A 19884-nucleotide genomic window follows, 5' to 3' on the forward strand; every position below is an offset into this window, starting at 1 on the left:
CAATCCTTGTTGATAGCGCAATTCACGCGCCTGAAGGACAAAAGAATCCCCGTCCTTTAGGGCGGGGAGTATGTCAAACATTACGTAGTATCCCAATGCGTTCTAATTATTTCAATTATTATCTGGAGCATTTATAATGCCTAAATCATTGGTTGTTGTTGAGTCTCCTGCGAAAGCGAAGACAATCAACAAAATCCTCGGTCGAGATTATATTGTGCGTTCTTCAGTGGGGCACATTCGTGATTTACCTGCAAAAAAATTGGCTGTGGATGTTCAAAATGAATTTACCCCGGAATATATCACTATCCGGGGCAAAGCAAAAGTAATCAAAGAGATTCAAGCAGCAGCAAAGAAAACAGAGGCAATCTACCTCGCTGCGGACCCGGATCGGGAAGGCGAGGCTATCTGCTGGCATATCGCTGAAACGCTGAAAAGCGTGAAAAAACCGATCTACCGGGTGACCTACAACGAGATTACGAAAGGTGCGATTCGCGCGGCCATGGAGAATCCCGGTGAAATTGATCAGCGGCTGGTGGACTCCCAACAGGCTCGGCGTGTTTTGGATCGGTTGGTTGGCTATCAAATCAGCCCAATCTTATGGCGCAATGTGAAACCGGGGTTAAGTGCCGGAAGGGTGCAATCTGTCGCTGTGCGGCTTATATGTGAGCGGGAAGCGGAGATTGAAGCCTTTGTCCCCCAAGAGTATTGGACGATTACGGCGAATCTAGCAGGGAAAATCCCACCGCCGCTTAATGCGAAGTTGCTTCAGATTGGATCGGAGAAGGGGACTATCAGCACCTACGGTTTCCCTATTGATGAAGCGCGTGCAGAAGCAATCGTCGAAGATGCGCGAACAAAGCCATTTATTGTCAAAGGCATAAAGAGACAGGAACGGAAACGGAGACCTGTTCCTCCATTCATCACAAGTACGTTACAACAGGAAGCAGCACGTAAACTCCGGTTCACCGCCAAACGCACGATGGCGGTTGCTCAACAACTCTATGAAGGGTTGAATGTGGGAGCAGAGGGGGCCGTCGGTTTGATTACTTACATGCGGACTGATTCAACTCGCGTTGCGGAGGAGGCCCTCGAAGAAGCGCGAGGATACATCGAAAAGACTTACGGGGCAGATTACCTACCTAAGAGCGCCGTACGTTACAGAAGCAAAGGCGGAGCGCAGGACGCGCATGAAGCCATTCGTCCAACCTCAGTTGAACGGACCCCACAGTCGCTGAAAGCCTATCTTTCCCCTGAACAGCATCGACTGTATGATCTGATTTGGAAACGGTTCGTTGCTAGTCAGATGAACCCTGCTATTTTGGATGTGACGACGATCGATATTTCCGCGGAGAAATATCTGTTCCGTGCAACCGGGTCAATACTCAAGTTTGATGGATTCATGCGGCTCTACCTAGAAGGACGCGACGATAGTAACATGGGATCCAATAGAGATGATGAGACCGATGCAATCCTACCTGTGCTGGAAGTTGGTGAGCGGCTTGACCTGCGTAAACTCACACCTAAGCAGCACTATACGCAGCCGCCACCCCGATATACTGAAGCGACCCTTGTTAAAGCATTGGAGGAAAAGGGAATCGGCCGTCCGAGCACGTATGCGGCAATTATCTCGACAATTCAAGATCGGGAGTACGTGCTCAAAGAGGAGCGGCGTTTTCAACCGACGGATATGGGGAAACTAGTTAACCAATTGTTAATTAAAGGCTTCCCTGATGTTCTTGACACGCAGTTCACAGCAAAGCTGGAAGATCAGCTTGATGAGATAGCCGAAGGACAATCTGACTGGGTAGGTGTTCTGAGCGCATTTTATGAACCGTTTAATCATGCCTTAGAGGCAGCACCAGACGTGATGTATGAAGCGCGCAAAGAGATGGAAGAAGAGTCTGATGAAGTGTGCGAAAAGTGCGACAGCAAGATGATAATTAAGTGGGGGAGATATGGTCGTTTCCTCGGTTGTTCAAATTTTCCGGAGTGCCGGAACCTCAAACGCTTATCAGAAGACGATGCACCCACCTCCTCCGAGGAGGAACCTACCGATGAAAGCTGCGATAAATGTGGTAGTCCAATGGTAATAAAAACGAGTCGAGCCGGTGGCAAGTTCCTCGCGTGTACGGGGTATCCCAAGTGCAGAAACGCAAAGCCAATCAACATCGGCGTCGATTGTCCGGAGGCTGGCTGCGACGGTTATATCGGTGAGCGGCGCAGTAAACGTGGCAACGTTTTTTATGGTTGTAGCAACTATCCCAAGTGTAACTTTGTTTCGTGGGATAGACCGGTGAACAAGGAATGTCCGGAGTGCGAAGCACCATTTCTCGTCGAAAGGACAGCGAAAGCGAAGAAGCCTTACCTCGCCTGTAACGATAAAGAATGTGGTCATACGGAACCTTTGAACAACTAAGGTATAACAGGATATTGTCCGGCCGATCGCATTCAACAACTTAGAGGGTTAGTCAAATTGAGATGATTCAGGTTTACAACGTATCAATGAGTTATAAGGAGGACATTGAAGTCCTCCACGAAATCAACTTTGAGGTAAAAAAAGGGGAGTTTGTTTTTCTAGTTGGCACCAGTGGGGCGGGAAAAACAACGATTCTTCGACTCTTGTACCGTGAGCTAGTCCCCACTGCGGGACACATTGTCCTTGCGGGTCAGAACTTGTCCCAAATTTCTCGCTCGCAAATACCCTATCTGCGTCGAAGAATGGGTGTTATCTTTCAGGATTTTAAGCTGTTGCCGAATAAGACAGTTCAAGAAAACATCGCGCTTGCCATGAAAGTGACGGGCGCGAAACGCTCTCAGATTCGCCAGCAGGTTGATCAACTCCTCCATCAGATGAGTCTCATCCATAGGAAGGACGCCCTGCCGGAGGACATTTCGGGCGGGGAGCAGCAGCGTGTCGCCATCGCTAGAGCAATGGCGAACGATCCGGTGGTTCTGCTCGCTGACGAGCCTACAGGAAATTTGGACCCGAAACTGTCACTTGAAATTATGCATCTTTTTGAAAGTTTCAACTTCCGCGGGACGACAGTGATGGTTGCAACACATGATCTCTCACTCGTCCAGCAACTCGGAAAGCGCGTGATTCGTATAGAAGATGGTAGAAATGTCGAAGAGTGATAATGCATAAAAGGGACAACGCCCCTAGATCTAGCAGGTTGGCTTCTTGCGGTGTGGCCCAAAGTGCAGCTACCTACCATTTTGAAGACAGCTGCGCTAAATGCCAAGGACACGACAGCTGCAGCCAAATTACCCCAATAGATTGATAGATTGGGATGCCGCTACGCTCAACATGACATTGCAATGCTTCAGTTCAACAGAGGCGGAGATTCTGAGAGTCCTAGCCGAACGCATCGTGGAGACAGGTTTGCCTGACGTAGAGCATGCTCCCACAGTGACGACGATCGATGCCTTCGTTGCGGGGCTGCCATTAAACTTACGGGTGCAACTCCGCCGAGCACTTAATCTATTTCAATGGTGTCCGATTTTGTTCGCCGGAAAACTATGTCCCTTTACCCAGCTCTCACGACGTGATGCAGAAATTTATATTCGATCGTGGGCGGAAAGTCGTTTTGGGTTACGACGACGCCTCTTTCGAGGCTTGCGAGATCTCACATTTCTTGGCTATTACAGCCAACCTGCTATTGACATCTACCAAACCTTAACTGACAAACCAGAGAGAAGATGATCATCCAAGGGCGTACCGTGAGGCAGGATCTCCGCGAAACGGTTGATGTCTGTGTCATCGGATCGGGAGCGGGTGGTGCTGTGGCTGCCAAAGAACTTGCTCAAGCCGGACTCTCGGTAGCTGTGCTGGAGGCAGGTGAGAATCATGATCCAACGACCTTTAGCCGGTATACGCCAGAGATGTTACTTCGTCTGTTTTGGGATGGGGGTATGAGAACTACCCACGATGGTTCGGTGTTAATCTCTCAAGGACGGCACGTAGGTGGCTCTACCGTCCATAATCTCTGCTATACAGTGCGTACCCCCGATCCGATTTTGGAAAGATGGGAAGCGGAGTTCGGGACTCAAGATCTATCACCGAGTGATCTCAGTCCCTCCCTCGACCGAGTGGAAGCAACGTTAGGGGTGAACCAAATTCGGGAGGCACAGGTCAACAGGCTTAACCAGATCATTCGGCGTGGTTGCCACGCCATGGGTTGGCGTGGGCTTGTCCAGCGACATAATCGTGCTGCATGTCCAGATTGTTCGGCTGACTGTGTGCTCGGGTGTCCGGTTTCTCAGCCAGGAATTGGGAAGCAGAGTATGGCAGTCAGCTACATTCCCCAGGCCCTAGAAGCGGGAGCTCGTCTTTACACCGACTGTCTAACCGAAGGTATTGTTGCGGAAAACGGACGCGTGGTAGGAGCTACCGCTCGGTTCCGGTCTGGCGATATGCTGTTACCTGAACAGGCTAAACCGAAACCGAGTAGTTCCGAGAATTCAGCAGGCAAACGCGGGCGCGAAACCTACCGGCTCACCGTTCGTAGCAGCGCGGTAGTTCTAGCAGCAGGTGCCATCAACTCGCCTCAACTCTGGTTGAGCAGTCGCCTTCCAGATCCGGGGAAGCAGGTGGGACGTAATTTGCATCTGCATCCCGCTATTTTTATAGGCGGTATTTTTGATGAGGAAGTTGATGCCTATCAGGGCATTCCGCAAAGTTTTTACGTTGATCATTTTCTGGATCTAGCGCGTAATCCCGATAGCGGTTACATCCTGATGCCGGCATTCGGACCGATGCCGCTAGTCGCAGCGAGTATGCCCTCCTTTGGTAGAGCGCACCGAGATTTGATGCGTTCATACCGCAATGCCGCTGGGGTACTTGTGCTGCTGCACGACCAATCGCCCGGGCGTGTAAAGGTGAATCGACGGGGGAACCCCGTGATACGCTATCGTCTCAACCGGACCGACAAGGCTTCATTAGTCGAAGGGTTGATACACGGTGCCCAGCTTCTTTTCGCTGCCGGTGCAAAACAGGTTACGCTTCCCTATACGCGGGGAGGTGTTCTCAAGAGCGAGAGTGACCTTGAGGTAATTCGGCAGCGTGGAGTTGTTGAGAACGAAATTCTGATCGCTTCTAGCCATCCCCAAGGAACGCTACGGATGGGAAGCGATTCACGCAGAACTGTTGTAGATTCGTATGGATCGGCACACACTGTCGACGGATTGTTCGTGGCTGATGCGAGTTTGTTTCCGACCTCAATCGGCGTTCCACCAATGTTGACAATCGCTGCCATGGCGGACCGAATTGCCCGACGAATGGCTGCAAACTGGCCACCTTGATTATGTTCCAATCAATTAACCTACCGAAAAAATATCCACACCTCAACAACACATGGCTTGTTTGCGGCGCCAAACTACTAATGCTGGAAAGACACCGGCCGGACTCAAGCATTATATTCTTGCCCGTCGGAGAGAAAAGGAACTGATTCTGTTCTGGAACACCTGTGGACCAATTTAACTTTACACTCAATGACTAGGAGGTTGTAATGGAAACATTAAAAGTTGGAATTATTGGGTTGGGTGGAATCGCCCGCTCCCACTGTGATGCGATTGCGACATTGGATAACGTAGAGGTTATAGCGGTTGCTGACCTCTTTGAGGAAAAGCGTCGCGAATACATGGAGAAATATAATATTCCAAAGGGGTATGAGACTCACACGGAGCTATTGCAGGACGACGAAGTTGACGCTGTGGCAGTGGTGCTTGGCCATCAACTCCATCATCAGCTCACTGTGGATTCCTGCAATGCTGGTAAGCACGTCTTGGTGGAGAAACCAATGGCGATTAGCCTGCAGCAATGTGACGGTATGATAGCGGCGGCGGCTACTAACAATGTCAAGTTGATGGTGGGATATAGCCAGCACTATTACGGCACAAGTGTAAAGGCGAAGGAGATCCTCGATTCAGGTGATTTAGGACCACTCATAACAGCGGTGTGTTACATGTCCAAGAATTGGGGTTATCAGGGACGTCGACCTCAATACCGGAGCCGGTACCACGGTGGTGGTATGTGGTTGACCAATGGTGTTCATGTGGTAGACCGTCTTACATGGGTGATGGCGTCTCAAGCCGCGTCGGTATCGGCGTCTATCGGTGCACGTGCACATTACCAAGCGGGTGATGATTCCGCCACGGCTTTCATACGATACAAAAACGGACTTGCCGGAGTTGCCGTAGCGGTTGGATTTGCTGATGGTGCCCCCGACTTTAGCTGTCAGGTGATCTGCGCCAACGGTACATTGCGGTTCAGCCAGCACGGTGAAAAATATGTCAGGGTTGGAAAAGGAGATAAGTGGGAAGATGTGCCATTCGATGATCCACCGGTTGAAATGCACAACGAGTGGAAGTCGTTTGCTGAAGCGATTGAGAAAAATATTGAGCCACCGACACATGGGGAATGGGGACGGCATATTATGGAAATCCTGTTTGCTGCCGAGCAGTCGGCGATCACCGGTCGAGAGGTCGTGTTAGATAGTGGCCTTGGTTGGACGAACCAGACATCTGGCTCTCCTATCACGATTGATCACGGCTGGGTCTAAGGGCATCGTGAAAGCAGTGTCCACATAAGCAAATAGAAGCGTTTGAATGGCGGACAGAAGAAGTGGAGGTAAGAAATGTCCAATTCGATTCTGCGGGAAACATGGGCACAAAGCAATGTGGGTGAAAATCTCGTTCTGCTGTCACAAAACGGTTGTGGTCGTGCCACGGCATACGGCGATTGCAACAAAATAATCACGGTTCAGGACAAAACGCATGTGTCATGGCTCGATTCAATTGCCGAAGGATTTCGTGTGCGTGTGCGGACGTTCGATCGCAAAACGAAGGAATGGTCTTCCACATATACTGTCGGTGAGGCATACGATAATCATGGCGGACCTGCATTGACGGTAGACAGTTTAGGATACCTTCACATCGTTTATTACCCACATCACCATCCCTTCCGCTATCGTCGATCGGTGCGTCCAAATGATGCGTCTGAGTGGGGCAACGAAATTGAGTTCGGCGAGAGATGCACTTATCCCACGATGGTCTGTGGTTTGGATGATACCCTTTATTTAACAGGCAGAGAAAATCGAGGATCCGAACCGTGGTATGTAAACCTTTACATCAAACCCCCGGAGGCGCCTTGGCAGGAGCCCATCGCCATTTTCCAAGATGATAAGGGTGGGTATGTTCGTTATCAGGGAGCGTTGGCGTGGGGTCAAAACCATCGGACGTTGCATATGACTCTCTTGATTTTTGATGAAAGGCGGTCATACACTGTCGGATATCTTCGTAGTTCTGACAGTGGGAACACGTGGGAGCGAGCCGATGGCACACCGGTTCCACTGCCCGCTACCCGCGAAACTGTTACACTCATTGACACCGAACATCGAGATTTGCGGTTTGGTTCTATCGCTGTGGATAGAGAGAGTGCGCCGTATATCCTCTACAGCACCTGCCCTTCCTTTGCTATACCGTCCCGAGCGTGGGTCGCGTGGCTAGATGGAACAGGTAAGTGGTGCCGCCGTTCACTCACCGACGAACTTCCGAAGGAGTGGCAGTCTTGGAGTCTTGCCATGGATGGTGCCATCCACATCGCTCCTGACGGCCGAATTTTTATCGTATTGGCGTTGATGAAGCCGGAAACCGTGAGCGAGGGAAACTGGGCACATAAAAGTGCCGAGATTGTTGAATTACAAGCCCCGGATATCTGTGGTAAATTTAGCGTCGAGCTACTCTCCAAACCCGATATGACAATTCCCCACTGGCTTCCAACCCTAGAACGTCCCACAGGGCACAACCAAGTTGACGTGCCCGGCGTGATGTATACGGTGGGTGTCGCAGGTGAAGGATGCGATGATATTCTTTCCAACGCTGTTTATTGGACGGAAATGCAACCACGGTGATGGTCTGTTTCTTTACATTTTTTTTCTAAGATCCCGCATTGAATAGAGCGGATTAGACGAAGCAGTAGCGATTATGGGCATTTCCTAATTGATTAAATCAAGGAAGGTGATAGTAGGCAATCTACAGTGCGCAACAGCGGTCAAAAAAGTATCTATCGGATATTAACCCCCATTCTGTTTCTTGCTGGAATTCTCTTTTTCACGTTTCTTTCACGTGTTGTCTTTTCACCGCTGTTGGTGCTAATTGAGGAAGAACTGCACCTGTCCCATGCGAAATCAGGAAGTCTATTTCTCCTCATCTCTATCGGGTTTGCGCCTGTGATGTTGGGTTCAGGCTTCGTCTCCCAACGGCTTACACATCGCGGGACAATCCTGCTTTCCTCTATAACGTGTGGGGTGGCCGTTCTGATAATTGCTTTCAGTCCCTCGCTGATCGGCATTCAAGTTGGCATGGTAGTGCTTGGCATGGGTTCGGGTCTCTATTTTCCGTCGGCGATGTCGACGATGACCCGTTTGGTAGATCCGGAACATTGGGGAAAAGCGATTTCGCTGCATGAGGCAGGACCCACCATGGGATATGTCCTTGCACCTATCGTTGCCGAATTGGGTTTAAATTTTACATCGTGGCGTGGTGTTCTGATAATCGTCGGTGTTGGTGGCTTAGTGATGGCTGCGACATTCGCGCTATTTGGGCAGGGCGGCAGATTTGCCGGCGAACCACCACGATTGGATAACGTGGGACAAATCTTTTGCCAACCCTCATTTTGGATTATCGCTATTCTGATGAGTTTGGCTTGCGGGGCGAGTGTAGGCGTATACGCAATTCTGCCGGTCTATCTTATCAGCGAACAGGGACTAGACCAAGGGTTTGTGAATACCCTCGTTGGACTCTCGCGGATATCTGGGCTTGTGGCTGTTTTCCTCGCTGGCTGGTTGGCGGATCGCTTTGGTGCAAAACGGGTCATGGGGGGAATTTATACCGCAACTGCTCTTCTGACAGGCCTGATGGGCTTCAGTCAAAAGATTATCCTAGTGACGGTGGTATTTCTTCAACCGGCGGTTGTTGCTGCGTTTTTCCCCGTTGCGTTGTTGGGGCTTACAAATGTAGGACCTCCCCGCACTAGAAATGTTGCTGTCTCGTTGATGATACCCTTTGTTTACCTGTTTGGTGCTGGGGTCGTCCCCGCGGGGATGGGAGTGATGGGGGAATACTACGGATTTGCGCTTGGTTTCCTTCTGATGGGAGGGCTGCTGCTAGCTAGCGTATGTCTCCTGCTGTTTATGCGCGACCGACCGGAACCTGTGCCTGATCTTGAGGGATAGAGGGAATGCTGTTAGTGTTATAGTTAGATATGAGCGTACGATATTTTTTACATAGAGTGAATATTGTGAAGGGGTACTGGTATGGGTAGACGGAGAAAACCAATACCGAAATGAGGTTAAAAACGATGAAAATTCGGAATATTCAAGCCTTTCCGCTCGCCTACCCTGAACCACATTACAAAGGTATCGAGCGGTATATTACCCTCGCCCGTGTGGAGACGGAAGATGGGGTGGTCGGCTGGGGAGAATGTATTTCACAGTTTCGGGAAGCGGCACTAGCAACGAAGGTCATTATTGAACAGGGGCTTGCGCCGTTGCTCGTAGGTGAGGATGCGATAGATGTTGACCGGCTCTGGCATATAATGCAGTCCCGTATCTGGTGGTATGGACCGGAAGGGATTGCTGCCTTTGGCGTGAGTGCCTTGGACATGGCGCTCTGGGATGTGAAAGGGAAAGCGCTAGGCCTGCCTGTTTGCCGGCTGTTAGGGGGACAGTTGCACGACAAGGTCGTTGCTATGGCGTCCTTTATCTTTGACATGGAGGATTTCGACTGGACGCTCAATGAGTTTCGTTTCCTCCGAGAGGAAGGATATCAGGTTGTCAAAGCTGGTTGGGGTATGCGACCCGAAGCACTCTTCGGCCAAGACCGGCAGCGCGACCTCGAAATTGTGCGGCGGGTACGGGAAGTTATTGGCGATGACTTGGAACTCATTGTTGATACACCTGGGCATCACCGGCTCTGGGACGTTCCGACAGCGATTCAGCGTTTTCGGGAGTTGGAGCCGTATCGACTCCGATGGATCGAGCAGCCACTCCCGTCTCATGATCTTGAAGGACACGCCCGACTGCGGGCGGCGGTTTCCACTCCGATCGGCACGGGTGAGGACGAATGGAACGTCGAGAGTTACCGGCGCCTGATTCAGTCAGGAGGCATTGATGTGGTGCAGATAGATCCTGGTCGTTGTCACGGTATCACGGGCTCGTTCCATGTCATCAAACTTGTTGAGGCGGAAAGCCTGGAGTTCAGTTTTCACACGTGGAGCAGCGCCCTCAACACCGCTGCTAGTCTACACCTGCTGGCCGGCTCGACGCACGGTGTAGCAATGGACTTCAAGCCGCATGAGTCGCCGATGCAGCACGAGTTGGTCAGCGATCCGTGGGTTCAAGAGGATGGTTATCTCGCCGTGCGGGAAACCCCCGGCTTGGGGGTTCAGGTGCGCGAAGATACGGTGCAGAAGTATTTATTTAGTTGAGAGCGTTTGCAGATGAGTTCACACGTCATCGGTATCGACATCGGTGGAACAAAACTTGCCACTGTTGTCGCTGATAAAAACGGAAATATCCTTCGGAAGGTGCGGCAGCCGACCGAGTCAGAGAAGGGACCGCGTCATGCGGTGCAGCTGCTCTTGGAGATGGTCGATGAGGTGATCGACTTGGCGGAATTGCGGCGCGGGGACATCTCAGGGATTGGTGTGAGCTGCGGCGGTCCCCTCGACACGAAAACCGGCATTATCTATTCTCCACCCAATCTTCCGGGGTGGGATGCGCTGCCGTTGAGGGAGATGATCGAGTCAAAGTTTCATATTCCGACGATTATTGAGAATGATGCGAATGCGAGCGCACTCGCCGAGGCGAGATTTGGGGGCGGACGTGGCTACGATTATGTTCTTTACATGACGATGAGTACAGGCATCGGCGGTGGCATTGTTGCCAATGGAGAGATCTACCACGGTGCAAATGACAGCGCAGGGGAGGTTGGCCATCAGATCTTGCTTCCTGAGGGCCCCCTCTGTGGTTGTGGCAAATATGGGTGTCTGGAAGCCTTATGCTCAGGACCTTCGATTGCACGTCGTGCACAGGAGGCGATTGCGGATCAACCGCACACCAAAATCTTGGCACTTGCAAGCGGGGAGATGAATAGCGTGAAATCGGAGCATGTGCTCCAAGCTGCACGGGACGGCGATGCCCTAGCAATGGCTTTAGTGGAAGAAACCGCGTACTACATGGGTTGGGGAATTGCGAATCTTGTTAATATCTTGAACCCCCAGATCGTGCTGCTCGGAACGATTGCAGTTGCTGCCGGGGACTTGCTGCTAGACCCAATCCGACGCACCGTAACGGAAATGGCGATGCAACGTCCTTTAGAAGCTGTTAAAATTATGCCGGCGGAACTGGGTGATTCCATCGGTGACCTTGCTGCAATTTCGTTGGTGATTGGGGATTAGGTCTGAAGGAATGAACCCAACCGTCGCTGACAGAAACTAATCTAGTAGGACGGCACACCAGCCCATTAAAATTTGGAGATAATTCATGGAACGCATTCAAGGATATATTTCGCATTTACAGGGCGTCTTGGAACGTCTCTCCTTAGCTGATGTTCGTCAGTCGATTGATCTTGTGATGGAGACATATCAGGCAGATCGACAAATTTTTGTCATCGGGAACGGCGGTAGTGCGTCTACTGCCTCACACATTGCGAATGACTTGAACAAAGGGGCGAGCGTGCCCGGAGTGCGTCGCTTTCGGGTGATTAGCTTAACCGATAATGTGGCGACGATGACGGCTTGGTCAAACGATATATCTTACGATGATGTGTTTGTCGAGCAACTTAGAAACTTGGTCAACCCCGGCGATTTGCTGATTGCAATCAGCGCGAGCGGTAACTCTGAAAACATCATTCGGGCGATTCGTCATGCCAAGGCTATTGGGTGCAAAACTATTGGTTGGACAGGGTTCGGTGGTGGAAAGCTACGGGAGATGGCAGATGTCAGTGTTGTGGCAGACAGCTATGACTACGGTCCGGTTGAAGATGTACATCTCATTCTCAACCACATCCTCCACTCTTGGATTCGGAAAGAACTTACGGATTAAGAATTGAGGTCGTATTAAGCAAAAAAACAGAAAGGAGAAGGTACATGCAATATAGGAGACTTGGACGCACGGAGCTAGAGGTTTCGGAACTCGGTTTCGGCGCATGGCACATCGGCTGGACACCTCCGGAAGAGGGAGATGAAGTCGGACAGCTCCTCAACCGCGCGCTCGACGCTGGCGTTAATTTTATCGATTCTTCGGCATCATATCGTTGGAGTGAAGAACTGGTTGCCAAATATATTGGCCATCGCCAAGACGAATTTTATTTCGCCACTAAGTGTGGTTCGTGGCGGGTACAGCAACCGGATGGCGAATGGGTACAAACTTTGGACTACTCCGCCAAAGCTATTGAGCCGCAGATTGACCGGAGCTTACAACGACTGAAGACAGATTGCATTGACATTATGCAACTACACAGCCCCAAATATGAAGATGTAGCCTGCGGCGACAGCCTAGAGGGGCTCAAGAAGGCACAGGCAGCCGGCAAGGTGCGCTTTATCAGTTTATCAGCGGACGGTGATACTGCACGTAAGGCTATTGAGATTGGGGAATATGACACGCTGCAGCTCACCTATAACGTGCTGCGTCAGGAACCCGCGGAAGTCATTGCTGCTGCACGCGAAAAGGATATGGGTATCATCATCAAGGGGCCCATTGCGAATGCCATGTACGAACAATCGCACCCTAACGAAAATAACGCAAAGACGTGGTACAACGCCCGGAAGATTCTTGCTCCGGAGGTAATAGGCAATATGTCCCGTGTAGAGGCTTCGCTGCGGTGGCTGCTGTGCGACCCGGACGTTCACACCGCGATTGTTGGAACAACCAATATTAACCACTTCGAAGACAATCTCGCCGGTACAGAACGTGGTCGGTTGCCGGATGAGATGTTGTCGGAAATCAGCTGTCGATATAAGGCGTTGATGACAGGAGACACGGAGTAGAGGTTGCTGAAATTAGCGATTGTGGACAAGAAACCTTGGAGGAGATATGCTACGATATGTGTTCGCCGTGATGGTCCTTATATTTACGGCATCAATCTCGAAAGGCGTGGAGGTTGGAGATAGTGTTTTGCGGACGCCCATTACGTTCGGCGAGGCAGAGATCAAGTTCGCCGATTTTCATGGAAAATCTAACCTTATCGTTATAGGCGATATGGCGGAGCATTCAGAAGTGATCGCCCAATTGGAGCGGAGAGCAGCAAAGTATGATGCGACGCTTCTTCGTTTACAGGGGCTAGGCGAAATCCTAGTTATTGACAAGTCGGGGTATGTGCGTTGGAAGTTTCCTCACGCGTCCGACTCGGCACAGCCCACGATTGAAGAACTCGAATCTGAGCTAACAAAACTCAAACGCGACGAGCCACTGCCGATTGGTTCACCGGCGCCGGAGTTCAGACTCGTGGATGTGGAGAGTGGACTCCTTTTCAGTCTTTCCAAATACAAAGGGAAGAAGCACGTATTAGCGACGTTGCTGCTGCAAACCTACTGACCACATTGTGCGAGGTTCACGTCGCAGGTTGCGGCGAATCACCAGTTATTTGATGAGGAGTATGAGACCGTTGTTATCGCTATTAAGCCCGAACCGAAGCCTGTTGTTTTTAGCTTCAAGGATCGGGTAATATCGACTCTCCCACTTCTAGCCGATCCGGGTTCCTCCGTTCACGAGGCATACGGAATTGTGAAGCCGTACCGTTTCCACAACCGAGATATGTATCTGCCGGCCACATTCCTCATTGATAAACAGGGTATCCTGAGATGGATGTACATCGGCGAAAATAACTCTGACCGTCCCAGTTTGGACTCGATTGTTGAACAACTTGAGCAATTGAACGCTGAATGAATTGTAGGAGCATACTATGACTTCAAAAGACTTTATTGTTAAAGACGTTGAGCGGATTGTACTAAACGTACCTTTCCATCCGCGTTGTGCCCATGTAAAAGAGGTTCGGGTCTCCGACTGGTCGATCGTGGAGTTGTGCAGGGTGACCACAGCTTCGGGTGTGGTTGGTATTGGAGAGACACTTCCGCATTATACATGGGGACGATCGGGAGACGAACAGTTTAATCGGGTGCGTGATCGAAACCTCTTTGATTTTCTGATGGACGACAGTCTCGGTGCTGGGCTACAAATGGCACTGTTCGATGCCGCCGGCAAATTACTGGATGTGCCGTGCCATCGGTTGATGGGATCGCAGTATCGTGAAACCTGTCCTGTGTCTTGGTGGGCGCAAGATATGAAACCCGAAGAGTGGGCAGCGGAGGCAAAAACAGCGGAGGCGCACGGCTTTACAAATATCAAGGTGAAAGCGCGTCCTTGGTTTGACATCGACCAACAACTGGCAGCGGTCTGTGAAGCAGTACCACCCCACTTTAAGTTGGACGCAGACTTCAACGGTCTGTTGCTAGGCGTAGATTTGGCGGCGCCGTTAATCAGCCGTTTGGAACGGAAATACAGCAATTTGGCGATTGTGGAATCCCCTATTCCCCAGGAGGATGTGGCAGGAAATGCGCTGCTCCGACAGAAAATACATACCCCGATTGCCATGCACATGGGTAATCCACCCGTGATGACCGCGATTCAGGAGGGCGTGTGCGACGGGTTTGTCATCGGCGGGGGTGTCAATCGCACCCTGAAGGAGGGCATTCTGGCGGAGCAGGCTCAGATGCCGTTCTGGTTGCAGATGGTGGGTACAGGGTTGACTACTATGTTCTCTGTCCATTTGGGCGCGGTATTGGAGAGTGCTCGTTGGCCCGCCATTCCGTGTATCAACATTTTTTCGCACACCTTGCTCAAGGAATTTAAGGTAGAAGGTGGGCATGTTAAAGTTCCAGAAGCACCGGGGTTGGGTGTCGAACTGGACTCGGATGCGATCGAGCGATTCCGCGTTGAATCGGATTTCAAGAAGCCGGTTGCACGTCAGATCCATACCATTCTGTGGCCCGATGGCCGGCAAACGCACTATCCAGATGGTGGTTACCGAACGGTCTTTCTAGCGGGTAAACTGCCGCCGTTCCTACCGGGCGTTTCCTTAGAGCGACGTTTGGATGATGGTTCGGGGGCGTTCGATCGGGAGTATAAGGAACTATTCCCCGAAGCGAATTGATAGCACTTAACTCACCGTCCTCAGCCAAAGGAGCAGCACGATGAACTTTTCAAGTGCGACAGTTTCCGCCTTTACCATTCCGCCGACCGTGATCACGGGGATTGGGGCAGCGGAGCAGGTCGGCGAGCAAGCGAAACGACTGGGCGGAGAGACAGCGTTGGTTGTGACAGATCCGGGCATTAATAAACTCGGTTACGCCGATGGGATTGTAAAACAGCTGAACGCCGTTGGGATTAGCGCATCCATCTTTGAGGACGTGACACCTGATCCAACGCTGCAAAATGTTGACGACGGCTTGGACCAGTATCGGGGCGAGGGCTGCAATCTGATTGTCAGTATCGGCGGTGGTAGCGCGATCGACTGCGGCAAGGGGATTGCCGTAAAACTAACCAACGATGAACCACTCGCCGAATATATGGGCGTGAACAAGATTCCGAATCCGGGCGTGCCACTTATCGCTATCCCGACGACAGCAGGAACAGGCAGCGAGTGTACTAAAGTCACGGTGCTCACTGAAACTGAACAAAACGTGAAAATGATGCTCAGCAGCCCGTGCTTGTTAGCGCAGGTTGCGATTGTCGATCCGTTATTGTCATTGACAACGCCGCCGCATCTGACTGCGGCGGTCGGGATAGATGCCTTGACACATGCTATTGAGGCGTACATCTCCAAACGCGCTCAACCGATTACTGATGCGCTGGCGCTGAAGGCGGTTCGTCTGATATCCGGTTCGATGCGACAAGCGTGGGCACACGGCGAGAATATTGAGGCGCGGACGGATATGATGATTGGTGCTTCAATCGCTGGTATGGCGTTTAGCAATTCGTCCGTCGCATTGGTCCACGGGATGTCCCGCCCGATTGGGGCGTATTTCCATATTCATCACGGTTTATCAAACTCCGTCCTGCTGCTAGATGTCATGGAGTTCAGCGTCGTTGGAACACCTGCTCGCTTCGCCGACATCGCTCGCGCAATGGGTGAACCGACAGAGGGATTGTCGCTAATGGGGCAGGCAGATCGAGCGATTGCAGCGGTAGAGCGGTTGATTGATGATATCCAGATGCCGCGATTGGGAGAGATTGGCATTGATCTGGACAAATTTGAGGCGGTCGTTGATCAGATGGCGTCGGACGCGATTGCGAGCGGTAGTCCGGCGAATAACCCACGCCAACCAACACACGAAGAAATTGTCGCGTTGTATCGGAGATGCTTCGCAGAACGGAAGTAGCGATGTTCAAACCGCTAAGATGAACCTCTGTGCCTCGTTCAAGCGAGCGTGCGTTTCCGGATGGATAAATTTGCGTTGGTCAGTCAGTTGTTTATGATCGCGACGGCAGTAATAGGCGAGCATCCCGTGCCGTGGTGAATCGGCTTGATTTAATCCGCCAGCGTGCCAGAGATGCGAATTGAAGACAATAACAGTTCCTGCTGCTGCTATCAATTGAATTTCCTCTGGATGCTGTGTTGCATCTTCCAATGCGTCCTTGGGGTGTTTACCGCTACGATGGGAACCCGGTACAACCCGCGTTGCACCGTTCTCCTCCGTGAAATCGTCTAGTAGCCACATGGAGTTACAAACGTAGTAATCGCCCGGCTCCACCCCTGAACGCCAGTCTGCGTGAAACGCTTGGTGACCTTGCCCGGGCAGCGCCATCCGACAATCCAACGAGGACAACTTGAACCTAGGACCGATAACATGCTCTATGGCAGCAAGCACGCGCGGGTGTGAAAAGCCTATCTGGAACATTGGACCTTTATTGACAAGGTTGCTCACCCGGATTGTTCCGCCCTCCTGATGAAGTTCCTTGCCGGCGTCTTCTCCTTCCAGTTCCGCCAATTTGTCCAACCGACGAATCATGTTCGCAATCTGTTCTGGGGTGAGAATCTTCCCAAGTGGGAGATAGCCGTTTAGGTCCAAGAAGTCCTTTTCTTCTACCGATAGTGTGTCGTCCCGGACACCAGATTCTAGTAGGGCTTGATTCATGTTCATTGTCGATCTCTCCAGTTTAGATTGGCTCTGTGGGAGTTCTTTTTGCCTGCCATATCTCCCAAGATTCGACCGTTTCGGGCTGCTGTTGACTGCGTGCGATAAAACCGGGCCATTTCTGAAGCAACCATTCCAATGGACTACCTGTTGGACTGTAGCGCAGGTCGATACTCCAGCGAATATCATCACTGATATTCTCTAGGGACCGGTGAAAAGTAAGATTGCCGAACACGAGGATATCCCCCACCTTCATGCGCACGTTCTGGACCTCTCCCCAACTCTCAACATCCTCTATAGGAACGAGTCTGCCATTCTCATCACGGCGTGGCGGTCGAAGCCCCTGTTTGTGGCTTCCAGGAATTATTTGCAAGCAGCCGTTGTGTTCATCAACATCTACCATGGGGATCCATACGGTCAGAATTTGGCTCTCCTCCGAAAAAGTGACTCGTTGCCCCGGATCGGCGTTGCCATTGTAGTAGATGCTGTCTTGGTGCCACGGAAAGACAGACTCTCCGCCGGTCGGCATTTTGAAGCGAATCCAATAATCTCCATTGACGGTGATCTCCGGACCAATAAGCGAGTCAACGATATCCAAGATTTTCGGATGCGTCAATAGTCCATAAACCTCGCGACTGAAGACCTCTTTATTCCAATTCCAGCCCAAAAGCGATCCCTTCTGAGACTCACGTTGAATGCGTGTCAATCGATGGTAAAAGGAGAGATCTTCATACAGACTTGGGATTTTGCCTTGGTCGTAGAGTTTTTTGGCGTGATTGTCAATGGCAGCTGAAATGACCCTGCGAAGTGGGGCGAAGTCCCCTTCATCGAGCACACCACGAACCAGCAGATACCCCTGCTCGTCGAATGCTTGGCGTTGCGCTATAGCTATAGTTGACAAATTATTCATAAAAAAAACCTTCTGTTCCGATTAGATCGGGATTCAAGTAAAGAGACATCCCGCTATCCCCAACGCTGCTCCGGTGGGTCAAATAGGAAACCGTGGAAGAGCTTACGTTGTTCTGGGGAAAGGCGGTTGTTGTAAAACCCTTTGGAATAGCCCCAATGCTCTTGGGATGCAATCATCCACGGATGCTCATAGGCATAGTAGAGCATGAATCGGAAGCCGCCGGCTTGGGTAAACGGGCCCGCCGAATGCCAGAGGGCGTTGTGGAACAGAATGGCTGTCCCCGCAGGGGCGCAGATCTGCACCGCGCCGGGAAACAGGTCAGGTCGCTGCAAATCATCTTGAGGTGGCTCGTGTGTTGCTTTGTGGCTCGCAGGGATGACGCAGAGATTTCCCTGTCCGGGCGATGTCATATCGTTCAGGTAGTAGCCGATCTTGAGTTGGAGAAAGGGAATCGGCGCACCAAGCCCACGGTATCCCTGATCGTGACCATCGATATGCCACCCCATGCCTCGCTCCGTCAGGTCGGTGTCATACTCGACGATAGCATCGGAAGCGTGATGGTGAGGCATTTCGTTGAGTAGCCCCTTGACGTAAGACATCATTGGGGACCAATCCAGCATCTCAAGAAACAGTGGATCATCGTCTAAGATATAAAAGATGCGGGTGCTTTTCTCACCCTTAATATCTGTTCTGCCGGTATGAGGGATTTCTTTTTGCTCTTTTTCACGTCGTTGAGCTATCACGCGAAACAGCGCCTCTCGGAGTTCGTTAACGTGGCTTTGCGCCAAGAAGTTTTCCAGTACCAGATAGCCGTTATTGTCGAAAAAGAAGCGATCTGATGGTGTTGGTCCCCTTTCTTCTGTTGAACACGATACATGTACATTCTTCTCTGACATAATATGGGTTCCTCTGCGCTTGTGGTTATGTTTACTAAAGTGATTCACTCGTTCAGATCAGCAGTTGAACACGCGGACGATCTTCCGGTGAAAGCACGTCGTGAATTCGCTGCCGTATCATTTCAGGCGGATAACGCCGCGAAAAATGGGTTAAGATAATGTATTCGCTCTCAAACATCTCCAACAATGTGGGCAATGTATCCAGGTGCAGATGCATCGTTTGTGCTGCCCGATCCCGATGCTCTGGAAGCAGAAAAGTACACTCGCAGATTAACACCTGACACCGCTTGAGCAATGGGTGGAAGTCAATAGGGAGCGTACGGGTATCTCCCAGATAGGCGATAAGTGGCAATTCAACTTGGTCTGTAACCGTTACACCGTTGCGTCGTAACCGAGCAATTTCAGGTCCTGGAAAATCGAAAAATTCGGGTTTGAGCTTGTCTCGTGTCTCGCATACGAGGTAGCCGACCGATGGTACGCGGTGATCAAGTGGCAGGACGTGCGCCACAAGATTCTCCCGAAACGGGATCTTATCGCCCGCTCGCACCGGTGTCAAGTAGTAATCCCACACCTTCCCGCAATCCAACAGAGAAATCCGCTCGATGAGGTCTTGTAGCTGCTCTGCCCCTTCTTCAGGGACATAGATATTTCCCGGCGGGATGCCGTTAAGCCATCGCTGGCTGACATAAATTGGAATCCCAAAGTAGTGGTCTAAATGGAAGTGGGAGATGAAAACATGACCGGTGCCGATAAAACTCATTGGGCATCTGCCTAGGTCAAAGATGAGATCGAGTTCCTTCACCCGCAGGTAGGTTGCCACGGCGGAACTTGACTCGCCTTCAATCACTATATTTCCACACCGTAGTGACACTATTTGATCCATG

The 19884-nt window shown here is 51.2% G+C and carries 18 protein-coding genes and 1 pseudogene; 15 read left to right on the forward strand and 4 right to left on the reverse strand.

What is annotated here, in order from left to right:
* Positions 1 to 136: 136 nt before the first annotated feature.
* The 15 genes and pseudogenes from topA (at position 137) to J4G02_07670 (ending at position 16438) form a co-directional block, all read left to right on the forward strand.
* Complete coding sequence (topA, locus tag J4G02_07600) at positions 137 to 2416, forward strand: type I DNA topoisomerase (protein MCE2394439.1); 2280 nt, start codon at positions 137 to 139, stop codon at positions 2414 to 2416.
* Between the two features lie 62 nt (positions 2417 to 2478).
* Positions 2479 to 3135 (forward strand): cell division ATP-binding protein FtsE, encoded by a 657-nt coding sequence (gene ftsE, locus J4G02_07605; GenBank protein ID MCE2394440.1) that lies wholly within the window; start codon positions 2479 to 2481, stop codon positions 3133 to 3135.
* Positions 3136 to 3235: 100 nt separating this feature from the next.
* On the forward strand, positions 3236 to 3703 hold the full coding sequence (locus J4G02_07610) for a hypothetical protein (GenBank protein ID MCE2394441.1): 468 nt from the start codon (positions 3236 to 3238) through the stop codon (positions 3701 to 3703).
* A complete protein-coding gene (locus J4G02_07615; GenBank protein ID MCE2394442.1) occupies positions 3700 to 5301 on the forward strand; it encodes a GMC family oxidoreductase in 1602 nt (533 codons plus the stop codon). The genes J4G02_07610 and J4G02_07615 overlap by 4 nt, the downstream gene beginning before the upstream one ends.
* 206 nt (positions 5302 to 5507) lie before the next feature.
* Complete coding sequence (locus J4G02_07620) at positions 5508 to 6560, forward strand: Gfo/Idh/MocA family oxidoreductase (GenBank protein ID MCE2394443.1); 1053 nt, start codon at positions 5508 to 5510, stop codon at positions 6558 to 6560.
* 75 nt (positions 6561 to 6635) lie between these two features.
* Complete coding sequence (locus tag J4G02_07625; GenBank protein MCE2394444.1) at positions 6636 to 7910, forward strand: BNR-4 repeat-containing protein; 1275 nt, start codon at positions 6636 to 6638, stop codon at positions 7908 to 7910.
* Positions 7911 to 8036: 126 nt separating this feature from the next.
* Positions 8037 to 9233 carry an MFS transporter gene (locus J4G02_07630; GenBank protein ID MCE2394445.1) on the forward strand — a complete coding sequence of 399 codons (1197 nt, stop codon included), beginning with the start codon at positions 8037 to 8039 and terminating at the stop codon, positions 9231 to 9233.
* Positions 9234 to 9358: 125 nt separating this feature from the next.
* A complete protein-coding gene (locus J4G02_07635) occupies positions 9359 to 10486 on the forward strand; it encodes a mandelate racemase/muconate lactonizing enzyme family protein (protein ID MCE2394446.1) in 1128 nt (375 codons plus the stop codon).
* Positions 10487 to 10498: 12 nt separating this feature from the next.
* Positions 10499 to 11458, forward strand: a complete 960-nt coding sequence (locus tag J4G02_07640) for an ROK family protein (GenBank protein ID MCE2394447.1) — start codon at positions 10499 to 10501, stop codon at positions 11456 to 11458.
* An 85-nt stretch (positions 11459 to 11543) separates the two neighbouring features.
* Positions 11544 to 12104, forward strand: coding sequence for an SIS domain-containing protein (locus J4G02_07645; GenBank protein ID MCE2394448.1), 561 nt, complete (start codon positions 11544 to 11546; stop codon positions 12102 to 12104).
* 44 nt (positions 12105 to 12148) lie between these two features.
* The gene (locus J4G02_07650) at positions 12149 to 13048 is read left to right on the forward strand and encodes an aldo/keto reductase (protein MCE2394449.1); all 900 of its coding nucleotides are present in this window, start codon (positions 12149 to 12151) and stop codon (positions 13046 to 13048) included.
* Positions 13049 to 13094: 46 nt separating this feature from the next.
* Positions 13095 to 13595, forward strand: coding sequence for a hypothetical protein (locus J4G02_07655; protein ID MCE2394450.1), 501 nt, complete (start codon positions 13095 to 13097; stop codon positions 13593 to 13595).
* 6 nt (positions 13596 to 13601) lie between these two features.
* Positions 13602 to 13946 (forward strand): annotated as a pseudogene (locus J4G02_07660) (redoxin domain-containing protein).
* A gap of 16 nt (positions 13947 to 13962) precedes the next feature.
* A complete protein-coding gene (locus J4G02_07665) occupies positions 13963 to 15210 on the forward strand; it encodes an enolase (protein MCE2394451.1) in 1248 nt (415 codons plus the stop codon).
* A gap of 40 nt (positions 15211 to 15250) precedes the next feature.
* Entirely contained in the window at positions 15251 to 16438 is a 1188-nt protein-coding gene (locus tag J4G02_07670; protein MCE2394452.1) for an iron-containing alcohol dehydrogenase, read from the forward strand.
* Between the two features lie 6 nt (positions 16439 to 16444).
* Here J4G02_07670 and J4G02_07675 read toward each other — a convergent pair whose 3' ends face one another.
* The 4 genes from J4G02_07675 to J4G02_07690 are packed head-to-tail and all read right to left on the reverse strand — an operon-like array spanning position 16445 to position 19883.
* The gene (locus J4G02_07675) at positions 16445 to 17200 is read right to left on the reverse strand and encodes a phytanoyl-CoA dioxygenase family protein (protein MCE2394453.1); all 756 of its coding nucleotides are present in this window, start codon (positions 17198 to 17200) and stop codon (positions 16445 to 16447) included.
* A 16-nt stretch (positions 17201 to 17216) separates the two neighbouring features.
* The gene (locus J4G02_07680; protein MCE2394454.1) at positions 17217 to 18104 is read right to left on the reverse strand and encodes a phytanoyl-CoA dioxygenase family protein; all 888 of its coding nucleotides are present in this window, start codon (positions 18102 to 18104) and stop codon (positions 17217 to 17219) included.
* 53 nt (positions 18105 to 18157) lie between these two features.
* Positions 18158 to 19000 carry a phytanoyl-CoA dioxygenase family protein gene (locus tag J4G02_07685; protein ID MCE2394455.1) on the reverse strand — a complete coding sequence of 281 codons (843 nt, stop codon included), beginning with the start codon at positions 18998 to 19000 and terminating at the stop codon, positions 18158 to 18160.
* Positions 19001 to 19052: 52 nt separating this feature from the next.
* Positions 19053 to 19883: a metal-dependent hydrolase gene (locus J4G02_07690; GenBank protein MCE2394456.1), complete on the reverse strand. Its 831-nt coding sequence runs from the start codon at positions 19881 to 19883 to the stop codon at positions 19053 to 19055.
* Position 19884: the final 1 nt, after the last annotated feature.

Source organism: Candidatus Poribacteria bacterium (genome assembly GCA_021295755.1).
Lineage (GTDB): Bacteria > Poribacteria > WGA-4E > WGA-4E > PCPOR2b > PCPOR2b.